18 protein-coding genes are annotated in these 18,214 nt (G+C 65.4%); 9 read left to right on the plus strand and 9 right to left on the minus strand.

Translation table 11 applies throughout. The features are described 5' to 3' along the window. Nucleotides 1–122 precede the first annotated feature (122 nt). A complete protein-coding gene (locus tag ACTJI4_RS10480; protein WP_392921438.1) occupies nucleotides 123–536 on the minus strand; it encodes a barstar family protein in 414 nt (137 codons plus the stop codon). Next, complete coding sequence (locus ACTJI4_RS10485) at nucleotides 533–1,012, minus strand: ribonuclease domain-containing protein (RefSeq protein WP_440869312.1); 480 nt, start codon at nucleotides 1,010–1,012, stop codon at nucleotides 533–535. The genes ACTJI4_RS10480 and ACTJI4_RS10485 overlap by 4 nt, the downstream gene beginning before the upstream one ends. A gap of 254 nt (nucleotides 1,013–1,266) precedes the next feature. On the opposite strand from ACTJI4_RS10485, the gene ACTJI4_RS10490 reads away from it, so the two are divergent. After that, the gene (locus tag ACTJI4_RS10490) at nucleotides 1,267–1,878 is read left to right on the plus strand and encodes a superoxide dismutase (protein WP_282247419.1); all 612 of its coding nucleotides are present in this window, start codon (nucleotides 1,267–1,269) and stop codon (nucleotides 1,876–1,878) included. A 72-nt stretch (nucleotides 1,879–1,950) separates the two neighbouring features. On the opposite strand, the gene ACTJI4_RS10495 is transcribed toward ACTJI4_RS10490, so the two are convergent. Continuing rightward, nucleotides 1,951–2,796: an endonuclease/exonuclease/phosphatase family protein gene (locus ACTJI4_RS10495; RefSeq protein ID WP_440869313.1), complete on the minus strand. Its 846-nt coding sequence runs from the start codon at nucleotides 2,794–2,796 to the stop codon at nucleotides 1,951–1,953. 164 nt (nucleotides 2,797–2,960) lie between these two features. On the opposite strand from ACTJI4_RS10495, the gene ACTJI4_RS10500 reads away from it, so the two are divergent. After that, complete coding sequence (locus ACTJI4_RS10500) at nucleotides 2,961–4,523, plus strand: POT-type proton-dependent oligopeptide transporter (protein WP_440869314.1); 1,563 nt, start codon at nucleotides 2,961–2,963, stop codon at nucleotides 4,521–4,523. 8 nt (nucleotides 4,524–4,531) lie between these two features. Beyond that, on the plus strand, nucleotides 4,532–5,149 hold the full coding sequence (locus tag ACTJI4_RS10505; protein ID WP_392921452.1) for a rhomboid family intramembrane serine protease: 618 nt from the start codon (nucleotides 4,532–4,534) through the stop codon (nucleotides 5,147–5,149). 64 nt (nucleotides 5,150–5,213) lie between these two features. On the opposite strand, the gene ACTJI4_RS10510 is transcribed toward ACTJI4_RS10505, so the two are convergent. Continuing rightward, on the minus strand, nucleotides 5,214–5,390 hold the full coding sequence (locus ACTJI4_RS10510; RefSeq protein ID WP_392921455.1) for a hypothetical protein: 177 nt from the start codon (nucleotides 5,388–5,390) through the stop codon (nucleotides 5,214–5,216). Nucleotides 5,391–5,600: 210 nt separating this feature from the next. On the opposite strand from ACTJI4_RS10510, the gene ACTJI4_RS10515 reads away from it, so the two are divergent. The 3 genes from ACTJI4_RS10515 (at nucleotide 5,601) to cfa (ending at nucleotide 7,954) form a co-directional block, all read left to right on the plus strand. Further along, entirely contained in the window at nucleotides 5,601–5,900 is a 300-nt protein-coding gene (locus ACTJI4_RS10515; RefSeq protein WP_440869315.1) for a GNAT family N-acetyltransferase, read from the plus strand. Between the two features lie 62 nt (nucleotides 5,901–5,962). Continuing rightward, nucleotides 5,963–6,823, plus strand: coding sequence for a DUF3298 and DUF4163 domain-containing protein (locus ACTJI4_RS10520; RefSeq protein WP_392921460.1), 861 nt, complete (start codon nucleotides 5,963–5,965; stop codon nucleotides 6,821–6,823). A gap of 12 nt (nucleotides 6,824–6,835) precedes the next feature. Continuing rightward, a complete protein-coding gene (gene cfa / locus ACTJI4_RS10525) occupies nucleotides 6,836–7,954 on the plus strand; it encodes a cyclopropane fatty acyl phospholipid synthase (RefSeq protein WP_440869316.1) in 1,119 nt (372 codons plus the stop codon). A gap of 75 nt (nucleotides 7,955–8,029) precedes the next feature. Here cfa and ACTJI4_RS10530 read toward each other — a convergent pair whose 3' ends face one another. Beyond that, a complete protein-coding gene (locus ACTJI4_RS10530) occupies nucleotides 8,030–10,195 on the minus strand; it encodes a M3 family metallopeptidase (RefSeq protein WP_440869317.1) in 2,166 nt (721 codons plus the stop codon). A 124-nt stretch (nucleotides 10,196–10,319) separates the two neighbouring features. Between ACTJI4_RS10530 and ACTJI4_RS10535 the strand changes: the two genes are divergently transcribed. Further along, a complete protein-coding gene (locus ACTJI4_RS10535) occupies nucleotides 10,320–10,802 on the plus strand; it encodes a glutathione peroxidase (protein WP_440869318.1) in 483 nt (160 codons plus the stop codon). Between the two features lie 4 nt (nucleotides 10,803–10,806). Here the strand turns inward: ACTJI4_RS10535 and ACTJI4_RS10540 are convergent, their stop codons facing one another. Continuing rightward, nucleotides 10,807–11,586 carry a ferredoxin--NADP reductase gene (locus ACTJI4_RS10540; RefSeq protein ID WP_392921471.1) on the minus strand — a complete coding sequence of 260 codons (780 nt, stop codon included), beginning with the start codon at nucleotides 11,584–11,586 and terminating at the stop codon, nucleotides 10,807–10,809. Nucleotides 11,587–11,656: 70 nt separating this feature from the next. Continuing rightward, the gene (locus tag ACTJI4_RS10545) at nucleotides 11,657–13,528 is read right to left on the minus strand and encodes an ABC transporter ATP-binding protein (RefSeq protein ID WP_392921473.1); all 1,872 of its coding nucleotides are present in this window, start codon (nucleotides 13,526–13,528) and stop codon (nucleotides 11,657–11,659) included. Nucleotides 13,529–13,692: 164 nt separating this feature from the next. Between ACTJI4_RS10545 and ACTJI4_RS10550 the strand changes: the two genes are divergently transcribed. Further along, nucleotides 13,693–15,210, plus strand: coding sequence for a fumarate hydratase (locus ACTJI4_RS10550; protein WP_440869319.1), 1,518 nt, complete (start codon nucleotides 13,693–13,695; stop codon nucleotides 15,208–15,210). A gap of 57 nt (nucleotides 15,211–15,267) precedes the next feature. On the opposite strand, the gene ACTJI4_RS10555 is transcribed toward ACTJI4_RS10550, so the two are convergent. Then, nucleotides 15,268–15,894, minus strand: coding sequence for a LysE family translocator (locus tag ACTJI4_RS10555; protein ID WP_392921479.1), 627 nt, complete (start codon nucleotides 15,892–15,894; stop codon nucleotides 15,268–15,270). A gap of 160 nt (nucleotides 15,895–16,054) precedes the next feature. Between ACTJI4_RS10555 and ACTJI4_RS10560 the strand changes: the two genes are divergently transcribed. Next, nucleotides 16,055–16,690 carry a glutathione S-transferase family protein gene (locus tag ACTJI4_RS10560; protein WP_440869320.1) on the plus strand — a complete coding sequence of 212 codons (636 nt, stop codon included), beginning with the start codon at nucleotides 16,055–16,057 and terminating at the stop codon, nucleotides 16,688–16,690. Nucleotides 16,691–16,932: 242 nt separating this feature from the next. Here ACTJI4_RS10560 and ACTJI4_RS10565 read toward each other — a convergent pair whose 3' ends face one another. Next, nucleotides 16,933–18,090, minus strand: coding sequence for a phospholipase A (locus tag ACTJI4_RS10565; RefSeq protein WP_392921485.1), 1,158 nt, complete (start codon nucleotides 18,088–18,090; stop codon nucleotides 16,933–16,935). Nucleotides 18,091–18,214: the final 124 nt, after the last annotated feature.

Consider the following 18,214-nt stretch of genomic DNA (forward strand, 5'->3'; position numbering starts at 1 on the left):
GCCCCGCGGCCGGTAGGGCATGAACATCGGCGGGGAAAGCCGTTACGTCGTTCGAGGCAATGCGTTACCGGGCGTTGCAGCGCTATCGGCGGTCGTTTGGGAACCGACCCTACCCCGGTGCGTCACTCGTGCAGCGCTACGAATGCCCAGAAGGGCACGTTCTGCTCCGTCCATGTTTCGCTGGCGTCGGCCAGGATATCCAGGAAGGTGTCAAAGTCCTTCTCCGCGTTCTCCTCCAACCCGTCGGCATCGCTGAAGAACAGCGCATAGCCGTTGGCCTTCTGCCACGACAGATCGCGCAGGCAGTCCAGCAGCGCGTCCCAGTTGCCGCCAAACGTCTGCGGGAAATCCAGCTGCGCGGCAACGCGTGCCAGCAGCGTGCGCTTGTCATTGCACCCCTGCAGATCAATCGTGGTCACGCGCAGCGCGGCATCGCGCATCGCCGCAGACAAGGGTGCGATGTCCTCGTTGGTGACCCGGTAGACGCCGGCGTTGTTGATGTCGTCCAGGTTCAATTCGAATCCATCGTGGTTCATTGCCAGCTCCCGGCAGGTGGGACCTCGAAACTGCGGAAGGTTTCGTAATGGTCGTCGGTGTAGAACCAACCGGTCGGCGGAGTGCCGCCGGTCACGATGCGGCGTGCGCCGCGGTTGCCGGCACCCGGCGTGTCCACGGTGTATTCGCGGTAGTAGCCGCGCGGGCGATCCGGCAGGCGCTGTTCGCGGTTGCTGAAAACGCCGCCGTCCTGGCGGTGCGGGTAGGGGCCGCCGCGCTGGATCAGGAGGATGGTCTGGCGGGCTTCGGCAGGCAGGAAGGCGGGCAGGGCGTCATGGGTGCGCTGCGCGGTGGCACCGGGATTGGCCGGGGCGTTGTCGATCGGCGCAGTGTCGGCACCTGGCTGGGTCAGCGACGGCGCGAACTGCGGCGCGGGTGCGCGCTGGGCCAGTTTGATCGCGGCCAGGCCACCTACCAGGAGCACGATGGCAAGCAACAGCAATAAGGGTTTGCGCATGGGCGGGTATGCCGTGACGAGTAGGGCTTACTGTACTGGGTCTTGGCTAAACACTGCGTGGTTGCCACGCAGGGCGTGGCACTACGCGGTCTTCCCGCCGATCGCGGTGATGGATTCGTCACCGATGCATAACATGTGTTCGACGCAGGACGAAGTTTCCTTTACGCGGGGCTTGGTAAGCTTGGCAGCCATCCCCATCATCGACTTCGCAACGCCCGGTCTTCGCCGGGCGAGTGAGCTACCAGGAGAACCACATGGCCTACACCCTCCCCAAGCTGTCCTACGCCTACGACGCGCTTGAGCCGCATATCGATGCGGCCACCATGGAAATCCATCACACCAAGCACCACCAGACCTACATCAACAACGTCAACGCGGCACTGGAAGGCACCGAGTACGCCGACCTGCCGGTTGAGGAACTGGTCAAGAAGCTCAAGTCGCTGCCGGAAAACCTGCAGGGCCCGGTGCGCAACAACGGTGGCGGCCACGCCAACCACACCCTGTTCTGGACCGTGATGGCGCCCAATGCCGGGGGTAACCCGACCGGCGACGTCGGCCAGGCCATCGACGCTCAGCTGGGCGGTTTCGAGAAGTTCAAGGAAGCCTTCACCAAGGCGGCGCTGACCCGTTTCGGCAGCGGCTGGGCGTGGCTGAGCGTGACCCCGGACAAGAAGCTGGTGGTGGAAAGCACCGGCAACCAGGACAGCCCGCTGATGGAAGGCAACACGCCGATCCTGGGCCTGGACGTTTGGGAACACGCGTACTACCTGAAGTACCAGAACCGTCGCCCGGAATACATCGGCGCGTTCTTCAACGTGGTCGACTGGAAGGAAGTCGAGCGTCGTTACCAGGACGCCATCGCCTGATCGACGGGGCGACCTGAGAAACATTAAGGCCAGGCAGAAATGCCTGGCCTTTTCGTTTATCGGTCCCTGCGGTTACCGTGCAGCCGCATCACCCTGCAGCCGCAGGGTGGCGATGATGCCCAGGCGCAGGGCGCCGATATCGGTGCCTTCCAGCGCGGGCAGCTTCAGGGGTTGCAGGCCTTGGCCGGCGAAGTGGCTTACCTGGAACAGCACGTCCAGCCCATGGCCGCCCGCGACTCCGGCTGCCGACGGCGGGTCGACGCGCTCGCCGGGGTTCTTGCGCGCCGGCTGGAAGCCAGGCGAGCTGCGTACCAGTTCGTCGGTATCGGCCGAGAAGTCGCCGGCAATCAAGGACGGCAGGCCGTCCGAGGTGGCCCCAATCCAGGTCATCAGGTCACTGGTCTGGTGCCTGCGCACCAGCGCCTCGTCCGGGTCCGGGCGCAGCCGCGCCACGTAGATGTTGACCTGCTCGTCCTGCAGGTTCACCCGCAGCATGCCCGCCGCGCTGAACCGGCCGGGCGGGTGGAGCAGGGTGACCCCGTCTTCGGCCACCGGCAGCCGGCTGAGCATGGCACTACCATGGCGCAGCGCCTGGCTGGGCGGGTCGGCGGTGACGAAGTCGCAGCTGTAGCGCAGCCGGCTGGCCAGCCAGCAGGCGGGGTTGCCGCCCTTGGTCTGCAACACCCGCTGCACGGCGATCACGTCCGGCTGCAGGCCCTCCAGCACCTGCAGCAGCTGGTCGCGGCGCTGCTCCCATTCGGCCTCGTCCGCGGCCGGCAGCTCCAGCGTGGCGATCCTGAGCAGGCGCGGTGCCGCCTCGCCCTGCCGGGCATGCGCAGGCAGCGTGGGAGTGGTCAACAACAGGAGCAGGAACCAGCCGTGCCAGCGTCCTGCGACAACCGTGGGGAGGAGGCGCATAACGATAAGTTTACGCTTGGCCCGTCGACGTGCCGTGACTTCCGTCAACGGATTTCAGATGCCTGCCATTGCGCGACGGCGTTGTCACGTTCGGCCGCAACGTGCGCCGCCGTGCCCCTTCCGGTAACCTTGCGCCCTTTGAACCCGCAGGACAGCCCCATAGAATGAGCACGACCGCAGCCGCCAGCGCCGGCAAGGGAAGCATGCCGCGCCAGATTCCGTACATCATCGGCAATGAGGCCTGCGAGCGGTTCAGCTTCTATGGGATGCGCAACATCCTGGTGCAGTTCCTGATCACCTCGCTGCTGCTGCAGGAGATCACCGCCGATGGCCGGGCCGGCGAGGCCAAGGACATCATGCACAGCTTCATGATCGGCGTGTACTTCTTCCCGTTGCTGGGCGGCTGGCTGGCCGACAGGTTCTTCGGCAAATACCACACCATCCTCTGGTTCAGCCTGATCTACTGCGCGGGCCATGCCTGCCTGGCGGTATTCGAGAACAGCCGCGAGGGCTTCTTCCTCGGCCTGGGGCTGATCGCGCTGGGCGCCGGTGGCATCAAGCCGCTGGTGGCCTCGTTCATGGGCGACCAGTTCGACCAGAGCAACAAGCACCTGGCCAAGCTGGTCTTCGACGCCTTCTACTGGATCATCAACTTCGGCTCGCTGTTTGCCTCGCTGCTGATCCCGCTGGCGCTGAAGAACCTGGGGCCGCAGTGGGCGTTCGGCATCCCGGGGATCCTGATGTTCGTGGCCACGTTCGTGTTCTGGCTGGGTCGCAAGCGCTATGTGCTGGTGCCGCTCCCGCCCAAGGACCCGCATTCGTTCGGCAACGTGGTGCGCACCGCGCTGACCGCGCAGGTGCCGGGCAAGGGCCGTCCGGGTCTTACCCTGGCCATCCTGGGCGCGGTGCTGGCGGTGGCCTCGATGGGCCTGGTTGGCAGCCTGGGCATCGTTATCTGCCTGTGCATCGCGCTGGTGCTGGTGCTGGCCGGCGTCGGTGGCGGTACCTGGCTCCAGCTTGACCGCGCCCGCGCGGTGCACCCGGCCGAGGCGGTGGAGGGCGTGCGGTCGGTCCTGCGCGTACTGGTGATCTTCGCGCTGACCACGCCGTTCTTCTCGCTGTTCGACCAGAAGGCATCCACCTGGGTGCTGCAGGGCCAGCAGATGGCCATGCCGTCGTGGTTCACCGCCTCGCAGATGCAGGCGCTCAACCCGCTGCTGGTGATGATCCTGATTCCGTTCAACAACCTGGTGCTGTACCCGGCCCTGCGCCGCTTCGGGTTCGAGCCGACCGCGCTGCGCCGCATGACCGCCGGCATCGCCTTCAGCGGCCTGGCCTGGATCGTGGTCGGCGGTATCCAGGTAATGATGGACGGCGGCAACGTCATGTCCATCTTCTGGCAGATGCTGCCGTACGCGCTGCTCACCTTCGGTGAGGTGCTGGTCTCGGCCACCGGCCTGGAGTTCGCCTACAGCCAGGCGCCGCAGGCGATGAAGGGCGTGGTGATGAGCTTCTGGAACCTCACCACCACCATCGGCAACCTGTGGGTGCTGCTGTCCAACGCGGCGGTGCGCAACGAGACGGTGACGCACAAGATCGCCAGTACCGGGCTCAGCGAGGCCGCGTTCCTGATGTTCTTCTTCGCCGGCTTCGCCTTCGTGGCGGCGTTGGCCTTCGGTTGGTATGCCAAGCGCTATCGTATGGTCGACAACTACCGCGCTGCCTGAGTACCGCCATGACCCCCGTGAACCTGCTGCTGATCGCCATCACCGTCCTGGTCTCGTGGATGGCGTTCAAGAACCGAGCGCTGGCCGACCGCCTGATCCTGTGGCCGCCGGCCGTGGACCGCAAGCGCCAGTACGACCGACTGGTGACCTATGGGTTCATCCACGCGGACCTGGCGCACCTGGCGTTCAACATGATCACGCTGTTCTTCTTCGGCGGCCAGATCGAGTCGGTGATGGTCAACCTCACCGGCAGCTACCTTACGTACCCGGCGTTCTACCTGGGTGCGCTGGTGGTGTCGATCCTGCCCAGCTACCTGAAGAACCAGAAGAACCCGAACTACATGAGCCTGGGCGCATCGGGCGCGGTGTCGGCGGTGCTGTTCGCCTTCATCCTGATCAGCCCGTGGAGCATCATCTTCGTGTTCTTCATCCCGGCGCCGGCGATCATCTATGCCGCGTTCTACGTGGGCTACAGCATCTGGATGGACCGCAAGGGCGGAGATCGCATCAACCACAGCGCGCACCTTGCCGGTGCCGCGTTCGGCGTGATCTTCATGCTTGCGATGCGCCCGGCGATCTTCGACCACTTCCTCCGCGAGTTGAGCAACCCGCGCTTCGGCGCGTAACGCCACGGCGGGTTTGCCGTGACGTTACGTGCCGGTAGGTCACGACGGTTGGTCGTGACTCCTTCTACGCAGCAAAACGCTGGTCGGTACCGTAGGTGCTGAGCAGCCGCGCGTACACTTCGTGGTCGATCAGATCGAATTCCGACCCTTGGGTCTGGCCATTCAGGGCCAGCTGGAACAGGCCTTCCAGCAGCGAGCTGTCGGCGTCGCCGGGCTGGGGGAAGTCGGGTGCATGGTCCATGTGACGCTCCTTGGGACACGGATGGGGCAGACAGGTGAAGCAAAACGCGTGCCAGCTTTTGCGGCCTGTCCGAAACCGATATCGGCTTGAATCGGGCGGACTTTAGGTCTGCGTGTGACAAAAAGCGTCGCCAGTTGTCCCTGTTCAGGCTTCACGCGATCATGGCGCTACGCTGCGCACTATCGCGACAGTGCCGCAGGAGACACCGCCATGGCTTCGGTCACCCCGCCCGGATTGGCGTATGAGGTGGAGCACGATCCAGCCCGCCACCGGTTCCAGGCCCGGATCCAGGGGGAACTGGCGCTGCTGGACTACAGGATCCAGCGAAAGCGGATGGTCATTACCCACACCGAGGTGCCCGAGGCCATTGCCGGCCGGGGCATCGCGGCGGAACTGACCAGAATCGCCCTGCGCTATGCACGGGACAACAGATACAAGGTGGTGCCGGCCTGCGCCTACGCCGAGCAGTTCTTCGAACGGCACGCCGAGTACCAGGACCTGCTGGCGTAGCAGGCACAGGTTTTTTTCACGGACGAAGGATCATCATGCTGGGTTTCAACAAGGGGATTGCAATGAACATCGCAGGAAACCGTCGCGCGCTGCGTACCGGCGCGCTGGCGTTGGCCGTGGGGCTGGTGCTGATGGCGGGCTGCAAGCGCGAGGCGGATACCGCCGTCGCACCGGTAACCGACACTACCGCCGCACAGCCGGCAACGACCGCGCCGCAGGCTGCCGTCGAGGCGCCGCTGGAGCTGCGGGACGTGATTGAAAACACCCCGCAGGCGGTGGTGGGCATCAGCTACCCCCAGGACGTGAACCGCTTCCCGGGGCTTGCCAAGGCGCTTTCGGACTACGCGACGGCGGCGCGCGCCGAACTGCAGCAGGCCGTGGATGGCCTCGGCAACGACAAGCCGACGATGCCCTACGAGCTGTCGCTGAGCTTCGAGAAGGTACTTGAAACGCCGCAGCTGGTGGTCGTAAGCGCCGATGGCAGCCGCTACACCGGTGGTGCCCATGGCGAACCGCTGGTGGCGCGTTTTGTGTGGCTGCCCGAAACGCAGACCATGCTCACCGCGGACAAGCTGATTGCCGACACCAAGGGCTGGGGCGTGGTCAGCGATTACATCGCCGACCAGCTCAAGGAGCGCGTGGCGACCCGGCTGAGCAGCGAAGACATGGAACCGGGCCAGCTGCAGGAATCGCTGCGCAGCGCCAGCCGCATGATTGCCGATGGCACCGGGGCCAGCGCCGAGAATTTCAGCCAGTTCCAGCCGATGACCGACCCCAATGGGCTGATCACCGCCGTGCGGTTCGTGTTCCCGCCTTATCAGGTGGGGCCTTACTCGGACGGCACCCAGACCGTGGACGTGCCGGCTGCCGTGCTGGCCCCGCACGTGGCCCCGGCCTACGCCGCGCTGTTCGCCAAGGGCTGACGGGGGCCGCCGATGGACGTGGGGCTGCAACGACGGGTTATCGAGTTGCTGCACGAGGCGGACGTCACCGTAGACGGTGATCGTCCGCACGACATCCACGTGCACGATCCGCATTTCTACCCGCGTGTCATCGCGCAAGGGTCGTTGGGGTTGGGCGAAAGCTACATGGATGGGCAGTGGGATGCCGCCTCACTGGATGGCTTTCTCCTTCATCTGATGCAGGCGCACCTGGACGAGCGGGTACACGGCTGGCGAGAACTGGGTGACGCGCTCAAGGCGCGGCTGTTCAATCTGCAGGCTGGCGGCGGCAACCTCAAGGTGGGCCGTCGCCATTACGATCTGGGCAACGATCTTTACGGCGCGATGCTGGGCAGGCGGCTTGTCTACAGTTGTGGGTACTGGGCGGGCGCGGATGATCTGGACACCGCGCAGGAAGCCAAGCTCGACCTGATCTGCCGCAAGCTTCGGCTACGCCCGGGCCAACGTGTGCTCGACATCGGCTGCGGCTGGGGCGAGGCATTGAAGTTCGCCGCCGAACGCTACGGCGTTTCCGGCGTGGGCATCACCATCTCGCAGGAGCAGGCCGAGTACGCGCGCGAGCTGTGCGCGGGGTTGCCGGTGGAGATCCGCCTGCAGGACTACCATGAGGTCGATGAGACCTTCGACGCGATCCTGTCGGTAGGCATGTTCGAACACGTGGGCGACAAGAACTACCGCAGCTATTTCGAGATGGCACGGCATTGCCTGGCGCCGGACGGGTTGTTCCTGCTGCACAGCATCGGCAGCAACCTGTCGCGGCATCGCACCGATCCGTGGATCGCACGTTACATCTTCCCCAATTCGATGCTGCCCTCGGCCGCGCAGATCACGGCGGCGTATGAGGGCCTGTTCGTGCTGGAGGACTGGCACAGCTTCGGCGCCGACTACGACCGCACGCTGCAGGCGTGGCGCGCCAATGTGGAAGCGGCCTGGCCGCGGCTGGACCCGCAACGCTACGACGAACGCTTCAAGCGCATGTGGCGGTTCTACCTGGCCGGCTCGATGGCCAGCTTCCGCTGCCGCCACGCGCAGCTGTGGCAGCTGGTGCTGTCGCCGAACGGCGTGCCGGGCGGGTATATCGCGCCGCGTTGATGGCCCCGCCGGGATGACGCCCAACAAAAAACCGCCCGGCTTTCGCCGGGCGGTTTCTTTTTTGCACGTTCCGTTTTACTTCTTTTCTGCCGTCAGACCGCGCTTCTCGAGCAGCGGCTCGATCTGCGGTTCGTGGCCGGCGAAGTTCTGGAACAGCTGCATCGCATCCACGCTGCCGCCCTTGGAAAGAAGGGTTTCGCGGAAATGGTCGCCGTTCTTGCGGCTCAGGCCGCCGTTCTCGCGGAACCACTTCTGGGTGTTGGCATCGAGCACTTCCGACCAGATGTAGGCGTAGTAGCCGGCCGAGTAGCCGCCCATGATATGGCTGAAGTACGGGGTCCTGTAGCGCGGCGGCACCGGCGCGTAATAGATGCCGTCCTTCTCGAGCGCGGCGCGCTCGAACGCCATCACGTCCTTGGCGGCCGGCACCTGGTCCGGGCCGATCTGATGCCAGCGCTGGTCCAGCATGGCCGCACCCAGGTATTCGGTGGTGGCGAAGCCCTGGTTGAACTTGGCCGCTGCGATCACCTTGTCCAGCAGCGCCTGCGGCATCGCGGTGCCGTTCTGGTAGTGCTTGGCGTAGTTCTTCAGGATGAGCGGGTTGTCCGACCACATCTCGTTGACCTGCGAGGGGAACTCGACGAAGTCACGCGGCACCGAGGTGCCCGAGAAGTAGGGGTACTTCACGTTCGAGAACATGCCGTGCAGGGCATGGCCGAATTCGTGGAAGGTGGTGGTCACTTCATCCCAGGTCAACAGGGTCGGCTGGCCGGCCGGCGGCTTGGGAATGTTGAGGTGGTTGGCCACCACCGGCTTGAAGCCGGTCAGCTTGGACTGCGACACGTAGGAATTCATCCACGCACCGCCGCGCTTGGACGCGCGCGCGTAGGGGTCGAAGATGAAGATCGCCAGCTGGCTGCCGTCGGCGTCGAACACGTCGTAGACGGTCACGTCGTCGTGGTACACGGGCAGGTCGGTCCGCTGCTTGAAGGTCAGGCCGTATTCCTGGTTGGCGGCGAAGAACACGCCGTTCTCCAGCACGTTCTTCAGCTCGAAGTACGGCTTGAGCTGGGATTCGTCGAAGTTGTACTTGGCCTGGCGCACCTTCTCGCTGTAGTACGCCCAGTCCCACGCCTCGAGCTGGAAGGGCTTCTTGCCGGCGGCCTTCTGTTCCTTGTCGATCATCGCCTGCAGGTCGGCCGCTTCGCGCTTGGCGTTGGCCACCGCGGCCGGGGCCAGCTGGCCGAGCATGGCGTTGACCGCTTCGGGGGTCTTGGCGGTCTGGTTGGTCAGGTTGTAGGCGGCGAAGTTGTCGAAGCCCATCAGCTTGGCCTTGTCGGCGCGCAGCTGCATGATGCGCGCGACCAGCGCGGTATTGTCGAACTCGCCACCACGGCTGCCACGGGTGACCGAAGCATCGTAGATCTTCTTGCGCAGGTCGCGGTTGGCCAGGTTGGTCAGCGGCGGCTGGCCGGTGGTGTTGAGCAGGGCGATGACATACTTGCCCTCCAGATTGCGTGCCTTGGCGGCTTCGGAGGCGGCGGCGATCTGTTCGGCCGACAGGCCGTCGAGCTGCTTGACGTCGTCGACGATCACCGCCGAGGCGTTCACTTCGTTCTGTACGTTCTGGCTGAACTTCGTGCCCAGGTTGGCCAGCTCGGCGTTCATTTCCTTGAGCTTGGTCTTGTCGGCGTCATTGAGCTTTGCGCCGGCGCGCACGTAGCTTTCGTAGTACTTCTCGACCAGGCGCACGCCTTCGGCGTCCAGCCCGAGCTGGGTGCGGGTGTCATACAGGGCCTGGATGCGGGCGAACAGCTTGCCGTTCAGCGCGATCGCATCGCTGTGCGCGGCGAACTTGGCCGAGTAGTCGGCCTGCAGCTTCTTGCGCGCATCGTTGGTGTCCGCGCCGACCAGGCTGAAGAACACGGTGGTGGCGCGGTCCAGGGTGTCACCGCTCTTCTCCAGGGCGATGAGGGTGTTGTCGAAGGTCGGCTTGGCCTTGTTGTTGGCAATGGCTTCCACTTCCTTCAGCTGCTGGGCCATGCCGGCATCGAAGGCGGGAGCAAAGTCGCTGTCCTTGATCTTGTCGAACTGCGGGTAGTGCAGCGGCAGCGGGCTGTCGGCGAAGAACGGGTTGGCCTGCTGGGCGGCGCTGGCCGCAGGGGCGGCGGCAACGGCCGAATAGGCGGGCAGGGCAAGGCCGAGGGTCACGGCGACGGCAAGGGCAAGACGGGTGGTCAAGGGGTAATCTCCGGTCAGACAAGTGCCCGAGGTTAACCCGGGGCGAGGGGTGGGGGCTTGTGTCGAAAGGCATGTGCGGCGGGCGTGGCATTACAATCCACCGAACCCCCTCCGGAGCACGACCATGACCACTGCCTTCGATTTCTCCTTCGTGGACCTGGACGGCCAGGAGCAGGACCTTGACCAGTACCGTGGCAAGGCGCTGTTGCTGGTCAACGTTGCCAGCAAATGCGGCTTCACGCCCCAGTACGAGGGCCTGGAGAAGGTGTGGCGCGAGTATCGCGACCAGGGCCTGGTGGTGATCGGCTTCCCCTGCGACCAGTTCGGCCACCAGGAGCCGGGCAATGCCGAGGAGATTGCCAGCTTCTGTTCACTGACCTACGGCGTGGACTTCCCGCTGTCGGAGAAGATCGAGGTCAACGGGGAAAACGCCCACCCGCTCTGGAAGTGGCTCAAGGCCGAGAAGTCCGGCCTGCTGGGCATCGGTGCGATCAAACGGAACTTCAGCAAGTTCCTGGTCGGCCGGGATGGCAAGGTGCGCGAGCGTTACGCGCCGACCGACAAGCCGGAGAGCCTGCGCGGCGATATCGAGGCGGCGCTGGAATAGCCGTTTATTTTTCGACGAACGCGCGCTCGAACACGTAGTGGCCGGGCGTGCCGATCCGCGGCGAGGTCTGGAAGCCCCGGGCGTCCAGCACGCTGCGCAGGTCGGCCAGCATCTGCGGGCTGCCACAGATCATGGCGCGGTCGTTTTCCGGGCTCAGCTCGGGCAGGCCCAGGGTGCGCTGCATTTCGCCGCTTTCCATCAGCGAGGTCAGCCGGCCCTGGTTCGGGAACGGCTCGCGGGTCACGGCCGGGTAGTAGAGCAGCTTTTCGCCGATCATCTCGCCCAGGAACTCGTGCTCACGCAGTTCCTTCTCGAACAGGTCGCGATACGCCAGGTCCTTTTCGTAGCGCACGCCGTGGGTGAGGATCACCTTGTCGAAGCGCTCATAGGTTTCCGGATCCTTGATCACCGACAGCCACGGCGCCAGGCCGGTGCCGGTGCCCAGCAGATACAGGTGTCTGCCCGGGTGCAGGTCGCTGATCAGCAGGGTGCCGGTGGGCTTCCTGCCGACCAGTACCTTGTCGCCCGGCTTGATGTGCTGCAGGCGTGAGGTCAGCGGGCCGTCCTGGACCTTGATGCTGAAGAATTCGAGGTTTTCTTCCCAGTTCGCGCTGGCGATGGAGTACGCGCGCAGCAGCGGCCGCGCTTCGGTTTCCAGGCCGATCATCACGAACTGGCCGTTCTCGAAGCGGAAACCGCTGTCGCGGGTCGTGGTGAAGCTGAAGTAGGCATCGGTCCAGTGACGGACCTCAAGCACCGTCTCGGCGCCGAAAGCAGAAGACATGGGGAGGGGTCTGAGCTGTGTTGTCGCGTCCAGTTTATCTCAAATGAGATAAATTCTCATTGAACCCCGTTCAGCGATAGCCGGCGGCCTGCAGTTCAAACAGCTCGGCGTAGCGACCGCCCTGCGCCATCAGCTCGACGTGGGTACCGCTGGCCTCGATCCGCCCTCCGGCCAGCACCAGGATCCGGTCGGCCATGCGCACCGAGGAAAACCGGTGCGAGATCAGTACGGCGGTGCGGTTGTCGGACAGCTCCTTGAAGCGCTGGAACACTTCGAACTCGGCGCGCGCATCCAACGCGGCGGTGGGTTCGTCCAGGATCATCACCTGCGCGTCGCGCATGTAGGCGCGGGCAATGGCAATCTTCTGCCACTGCCCACCTGACAGGTCCACGCCCTGCTTGAAGCGGCGCCCGATCAGCTGCTCGTAGCCCTGCGGCAGCCCGGCGATCACATCCTCGGCCATGCCTCGCCGCGCGGCGTCGCGGATGCGCGCGTCGTCAGTCATCGCCTCGACCAGGCCGACCCCGATGTTCTCGCCGGCGCTGAGGTTGTAGCGCACGAAGTCCTGGAAGATCACTCCCATGTTGGCGCGCAGGTCGTCCAGGTCGTATTCGCGCAGGTCGCGGCCGTCGAGCAGGATGCGGCCTTCGTCGGGGTCGTACAGCCGCGCCAGCAGTTTCACCAGCGTGGTCTTGCCGGCGCCGTTCTCGCCGACCAGGGCCAGCACTTCGCCGGCGCGCAGCTCGAAATCGAGATGGCGCACCGCCCAGCTTTCCGCGTCGGGATACTGGAAGCCCACGTTCTCGAACACGAAGCCCCGGGTGATCGGCTGCGGCACCGGCACCGCGTCGGGGCGCGAATGGATTTCCGGCTGGATCTGGAAGAACGAAAACAGATCGTCCAGGTACAGTGCCTGGCTGGCCACCTGCGAGAAACCGATCAGCAGGCCTTCCAGCAGCTGGCGCAGGCGCAGGAAGCTGCCGGCCAGGAAGGTGAGGTCGCCGATGGAGAAGTCGCCGCGCACCGTGCGCCAGGCGATGTAGGCATAGGCGGTGTAGTACCCGAGTGTGCCGAGGGCGGCCAGCAGGGTGCCCCAGAACGCGCGTTTGCGCGCCAGCGCACGGTTGGCGCGGAAGAACTTGTCGGCCAGGAACCGGTAGCGGTCGATCAGGAAGCGGTGGAGGTTGAAGATCTTCACCTCCTTGGCCGTTTCCACGCTGGCGCCGATCTGGCGCAGGTAGTCCAGCTGGCGGCGCTCGGGGGTCCACTGGAAGTTGAGGCTGTAGCCGGCCGCGTTGAAGTGTGATTCGCCGATGAAGGCAGGCACCAGTGCCACGCCCAGCAGCAGGATCAGCCACGGCGCGTACACCAGCAGGCCAACCGCCAGGCTGGCCACGGTGATGGCGTCCTGGACCTGGCCGAACAGCTGGCTCATCAGGTTCATCCGGCCCATTGTCTGGCGCCGGGCGCGGTCCAGCTTGTCCTGCAGGTCCGGGTCCTCGAAGTCCTCCAGGTCCAGCTCCGCTGCGTGTTCCATCAGGCGCACGCTGGTGACGTTGGTGAACAGCTCCGAGAGCAGGGTGTCGGCGTAACTGACGACGCGGCCGAGCAGGTCCGAGGCGATGGCCAGGCCGAATTCAAGCGCCAGCAGCGCCAGCAGTGGATTGAGCAGGCCGCTGGACAGTGCCTCGCCGAACGGTGGGAAACCGGCCTCATGCCGGCTCAGCAACAGCGCCGCATCGATGATGAGCTTGCCCACGTACAGCATCGCCACAGGCAGCAATGCGCGGATCACGCGCAGGCCCAGGCTGGCGCTGGCCAGCGCCGGGCTGGTCTGCCAGACCTGGCGCAGGAACGGGGGGAGGTTGCGCATCGCCTGGAAGCGTTCGCGCAGGCTGGGGTTTTTGGCGCCGGAGACGCCAGAGGCGGGGGAAGCAGGCATGGCCCCATTGTGCCTGCCATGGCTGTGAAGCCGGGTCGAGCGTTACGGTTCTTGACCGTTGCGGCCGCCGCAGGGTGGTTATCGGGAGTGATTCCCACCACCGCCGGGCCGGGGCGCTAAAATGGACGGCTTACCCCCGCCAGCCCCGAGCAAGCGAGCATTACGTGACATCGATCAAGCAGGAAGACCTCATCCAGTCCATCGCCGACGCGCTGCAGTACATCTCGTACTACCACCCGGTCGACTACATCAAGAGCCTCACCGCCGCCTACGAGCGCGAAGAGTCGCCCGCCGCGAAGGAAGCGATGGCCCAGATCCTGATCAATTCCCGGATGTGCGCCGAAGGCCACCGGCCGATCTGCCAGGACACCGGCATCGTCACCGTGTTCCTGGAAATCGGCATGAACGTGCGCTGGGACGACGCCACCATGGGCGTGGAAGACATGGCCAACGAAGGCGTGCGCCGGGCCTACAACCACCCGGACAACAAGCTGCGCGCCTCGGTGCTGGCCGACCCGGCCGGCAAGCGTACCAACACCAAGGACAACACCCCGGGCGTGGTCAACGTCAAGGTGGTGCCGGGCGATACCGTCGAGGTGATCGTGGCGGCCAAGGGCGGCGGTTCGGAAGCCAAGAGCAAGTTCGCCATGCTCAACCCGTCCGATTCGATCGTTGACTGGGTGCTCAAGACCGTGCCGACCATGGGCGCCGGGTGGTGCCCGCCGGGCATGCTCGGGATCGGCATCGGTGGCACCGCTGAAAAGGCGATGCTGCTGGCCAAGGAGTCGCTGATGGAGCCGATCGACATCAACGAACTCAAGGCCCGTGGCGCCTCCAACCGCGCCGAAGAACTGCGCCTGGAGCTGTACGACAAGGTCAACGCGCTGGGCATCGGCGCGCAGGGCCTGGGCGGCCTGACCACGGTGCTGGACATCAAGGTCAAGGACTTCCCGACCCATGCGGCCAACCTGCCGGTGGCGATGATCCCCAACTGCGCCGCCACCCGCCACGCCCACTTCACCCTGGACGGCAGCGGCCCGGTGATGCTGGACCCGCCGTCGCTGGAAGACTGGCCGCAGATCACCTACGACGCCTCCAAGGGCACCCGCGTCGACCTGGATACCATCACCCCGGAAGACGTGGCCAGCTGGAAGCCGGGCCAGACCCTGCTGCTCAACGGCAAGCTGCTCACCGGCCGCGATGCCGCGCACAAGCGCATGGTGGACATGCTCAACAAGGGCGAGCCGCTGCCGGTCGACCTCAAGGGCCGCTTCATCTATTACGTCGGCCCGGTCGATCCGGTGCGCGACGAAGTGGTGGGCCCGGCCGGCCCGACCACTGCCACCCGCATGGACAAGTTCACCCGCCAGGTGCTGGAACAGACCGGCCTGCTGGGCATGGTCGGCAAGGCCGAGCGCGGCCCGGCCGCAATCGAGGCGATCCGTGACAACAAGTCGGCCTACCTGATGGCAGTGGGCGGTTCGGCCTACCTGGTCTCCAAGGCGATCAAGGCGGCCAAGGTGGTCGGCTTCGCCGACCTGGGCATGGAAGCAATCTACGAATTCACCGTGCAGGACATGCCGGTGACCGTGGCGGTGGATTCCACCGGCGAATCAGTGCACGTCACCGGCCCGCGCGAATGGCAGGCGAAGATCGGCAAGATTCCAGTAGTAGTGGCCTGACACTTGGCCTGGTCGGTACCGCCCCCTGGCAGGTACCGACCGTGGGTCGGTACCGCCTCAGCGCACCAGCATCCGCACCGCCAGTCCTCCCAGCACCGTGCCCATCAGCGCACGCTGCACCACCTGCCAGCGCGGGCGACCGGCCAGGGACGCGGCAATGCTGCCTGCGGCCAGCACGATCACGGCATTGACGCTGATGCTGGTGGCGATCTGCAGCGAGCCCAGCAACAACGACTGGGTCATGACGCTGCCATGGTCGTGCGGCTGGATGAACTGCGGCAGCAGCGACAGGTACAGCACCGCGATCTTCGGATTGAGCAGCGCGGTGAACAGGCCCATTGCAAACAACCGACGCGGGCTGTCCTGCGGTAACGCACGCAGCTCGAACGGCGAGCGCCCGCCTGGGCGCAGCGCCTGCCAGGCCAGGTACAGCAGGTACAGTGCGCCGGTCACGCGCAGCGTGTCATAGGCATGTGGCACCGCCATGAACAGCGCGCTGATGCCCAGCACCGCGCACAGCAGGTACACCAGCAACCCCACCGCGATGCCGCCCAACGACACCAGCCCGGCCACGCGGCCCTGGCAGATCGATCGTGACACCAGGTAGATCATGTTCGGCCCCGGGGTGAGCACCATGCCCAGTGCGATCAGACTGAAGGCGAGCAGTTGGGAAGGATCGGGCATGGCGGCGCGGCATCGGGCGGCAGAAGATGCGCTGCATGCTAGGCTGCGGCCGTGCGGCTCGACAGCCACAGGCACACGGCAATGCAGCGCTCATCTGTATCCATTGCCGGTGGCTGCTGCGCGGGCATAATCACGACCTCTCCTTCCGCAGGTTCCGGGCATGGCCACCACGTTGTATGGATCCTCCAGTACTGCGTCACTTGTGGTGCACTGGCTGCTGATCGAGCTGGGCATCGAGCACACGCTGGTGTTGCTCGATTTCGACACCCGCGAACAGAAGTCGGCCGACTACCTTGCCCTCAACCCAGCCGGGCGCGTGCCCACGCTGGTGATGGGCAACCAGGTGCTGACCGAGGCGGCAGCTATCGCGTTGCACCTGGCCGACCTGCATCCCGAGGCCGGGCTGCTGCCGGCGCCGGCCTCGCCTGAGCGCGCGCAGGCCTACCGCTGGATGTTCTGGTGCGCCAACACCCTGCAACCTGCTTACCGAGCCTGGTTCTATGCCGATGAAGTGGCGGGTGCCGCCAATGTCGATGCGGTACGTGAGGGCGCGCGCCAGCAGCTTGAAGCGGGGTGGGCGCAGTTCACCGGGCATCTGCGACAGGCCGGGCCCTATGTGCTGGGCGAGCGCATCAGCGTGGTCGATTTCATGCTGGTGATGCTGATGCGGTGGTCGCGCAACATGCCCCGGCCCAGTGATACCTGGCCGGAGCTGAAGGCGTACGCCGAGCGCATCAAAGCGCGCCCGGCGTTCGCCGAAGTCTACCGCCGCGAAGGCATCACCGACTGGCAGTAACCCAATGGCGTAGGGTCGGTTCCCAAACGACTGCCGATACAGGCAATCAGTGCTTTGACGCATGGGCCTCTGGCGGAGACGTGCCTTCGTTGGAGGTCATAACCCAACGAGGTACCCGCCGCGATCGGCGGTGGTCCTCCTCCGCGTCCTGCGGCCGCACCACTCGTGCATCCGTGCACGTCGTCGATCGGGATGCGACCCTACCGGCATCGGCATCCCTGGAGGCGGCTCCGTAGATCGACTCAGTACCACTCCAGCAACGACACACCCAAGCCGATGTATGTCGCCTTGTGGTTGTAATCGATCATGCTCTCGCCGTATCCATCGAACACCTGCACGTGCCCGCGCAGCAGGTTGCTGATCGGGAAGCCGTAATCGAGCTGCAGCGCCCCGTGCGAACGATCGCCACCGCGCAGCGAATGGCGCGCCATCAGCGAGACCTCGTGGCCGTTGCGGTTCCAGGTCAGGGTCGCATCGCCGCGTCCCATGTAATCCTCGATGTCAGGGTTGTTGTCGTCTTCGCGGTCTTCGGGCAGGCGGTACCACGGGCGCAGCACCAGCGCCCAGTTCTCGCGGTCCAGGCCGATGTTGGCGATCACCCGGTTCCAGCTGCGCGACAGCGGATCGGCGCGACCGTTGGACATGTGGGTAAGGCTGATCCCGCTCATGCGCCCGCGCCAGCCGCCGATGGAATAGCCGTTGCGGAAGACCATCATGATCTCCGGCTCGTAATTGGTTTCGCGGAACGGGCGCGAGTTGTCGGCGTTATAGGCCTGCCAGCGCGAACTCTGGGTGTAGCCGGCCCAGATGTCGCCGTTGTCGCCGAACACGTTCTCCCAGACCTTGGTCTTGAAGCTCAGCTGGAACTTGAGCTCGTTGCTGTCCAGCTGCTGCGGCGTGGCTACCGTATTGTCCGGATTGGGCGACTGCGGCATCTGGTTCTTGTCGCTGGTCCAGAACGCGGGAAGCAGGTACACCGGCTTGTAGGCACGCAACTGGAACGCCCCCAGCTTGGAGTCCTGGGCCAGCTCCCAGCGGCTGTCCAGCAGCGACCCCTTGCCGGCATTGGCCAGTGCGGCGTCGTGCCCGTCATTCTTGAACACCTCGCCCAAGCGCTGCTTGACCCGCTCGGTGGCGGGGGCATCCGGCATGCGCGCGGCCTGGCGCTCCTCCCGGCGTTCCTGCTTGGCGGCGGTAGCCGCGGCATCGGCCGCCTGGGTGGTTTCGGTCGTGGGCCGGAACAGCTTGTCGTAGCAGGCCAGGCGGGCCACGTCGGTACCTACCAGCGCGCAGGCTTCCGGCGATGCCGGCGTCGGTGCGGCTTCCTGGGCCGCCAGCGGCAGGCTGGCGGTAGCCAGCGCCAGGGCAGAGAGCAGGGCCGAACGGGGGCGGTGGGTCATGGTGGCAGGCCGATGAATGGAGGGGAGCGCGGACAGTGTGGCGGCTGCCCGACGTTCCTGCCAGCGCAACATTCCGCACTGACGGGATCAGCGCGTTTATGCCGGTGTCCCCCGTGCGCGCGAC

The organism is Stenotrophomonas sp. 22385 (assembly GCF_052045085.1).
Classification (GTDB): Bacteria; Pseudomonadota; Gammaproteobacteria; order Xanthomonadales; family Xanthomonadaceae; genus Stenotrophomonas.

What these genes read in the sequence shown, in the direction of transcription:
- ACTJI4_RS10500 (WP_440869314.1), top strand. Translation starts at nt 2,961, where the DNA reads ATGAGCACGACCGCAGCCGCCAGCGCCGGCAAGGGAAGCATGCCGCGC.
- ACTJI4_RS10480 (WP_392921438.1), bottom strand. Translation starts at nt 536, where the DNA reads ATGAACCACGATGGATTCGAATTGAACCTGGACGACATCAACAACGCC.
- ACTJI4_RS10485 (WP_440869312.1), bottom strand. Translation starts at nt 1,012, where the DNA reads ATGCGCAAACCCTTATTGCTGTTGCTTGCCATCGTGCTCCTGGTAGGT.
- ACTJI4_RS10510 (WP_392921455.1), bottom strand. Translation starts at nt 5,390, where the DNA reads ATGGACCATGCACCCGACTTCCCCCAGCCCGGCGACGCCGACAGCTCG.
- ACTJI4_RS10515 (WP_440869315.1), top strand. Translation starts at nt 5,601, where the DNA reads ATGGCTTCGGTCACCCCGCCCGGATTGGCGTATGAGGTGGAGCACGAT.
- cfa (WP_440869316.1), top strand. Translation starts at nt 6,836, where the DNA reads ATGGACGTGGGGCTGCAACGACGGGTTATCGAGTTGCTGCACGAGGCG.
- ACTJI4_RS10560 (WP_440869320.1), top strand. Translation starts at nt 16,055, where the DNA reads ATGGCCACCACGTTGTATGGATCCTCCAGTACTGCGTCACTTGTGGTG.
- ACTJI4_RS10545 (WP_392921473.1), bottom strand. Translation starts at nt 13,528, where the DNA reads ATGCCTGCTTCCCCCGCCTCTGGCGTCTCCGGCGCCAAAAACCCCAGC.
- ACTJI4_RS10565 (WP_392921485.1), bottom strand. Translation starts at nt 18,090, where the DNA reads ATGACCCACCGCCCCCGTTCGGCCCTGCTCTCTGCCCTGGCGCTGGCT.
- ACTJI4_RS10505 (WP_392921452.1), top strand. Translation starts at nt 4,532, where the DNA reads ATGACCCCCGTGAACCTGCTGCTGATCGCCATCACCGTCCTGGTCTCG.
- ACTJI4_RS10490 (WP_282247419.1), top strand. Translation starts at nt 1,267, where the DNA reads ATGGCCTACACCCTCCCCAAGCTGTCCTACGCCTACGACGCGCTTGAG.
- ACTJI4_RS10535 (WP_440869318.1), top strand. Translation starts at nt 10,320, where the DNA reads ATGACCACTGCCTTCGATTTCTCCTTCGTGGACCTGGACGGCCAGGAG.
- ACTJI4_RS10540 (WP_392921471.1), bottom strand. Translation starts at nt 11,586, where the DNA reads ATGTCTTCTGCTTTCGGCGCCGAGACGGTGCTTGAGGTCCGTCACTGG.
- ACTJI4_RS10495 (WP_440869313.1), bottom strand. Translation starts at nt 2,796, where the DNA reads ATGCGCCTCCTCCCCACGGTTGTCGCAGGACGCTGGCACGGCTGGTTC.
- ACTJI4_RS10520 (WP_392921460.1), top strand. Translation starts at nt 5,963, where the DNA reads ATGAACATCGCAGGAAACCGTCGCGCGCTGCGTACCGGCGCGCTGGCG.
- ACTJI4_RS10555 (WP_392921479.1), bottom strand. Translation starts at nt 15,894, where the DNA reads ATGCCCGATCCTTCCCAACTGCTCGCCTTCAGTCTGATCGCACTGGGC.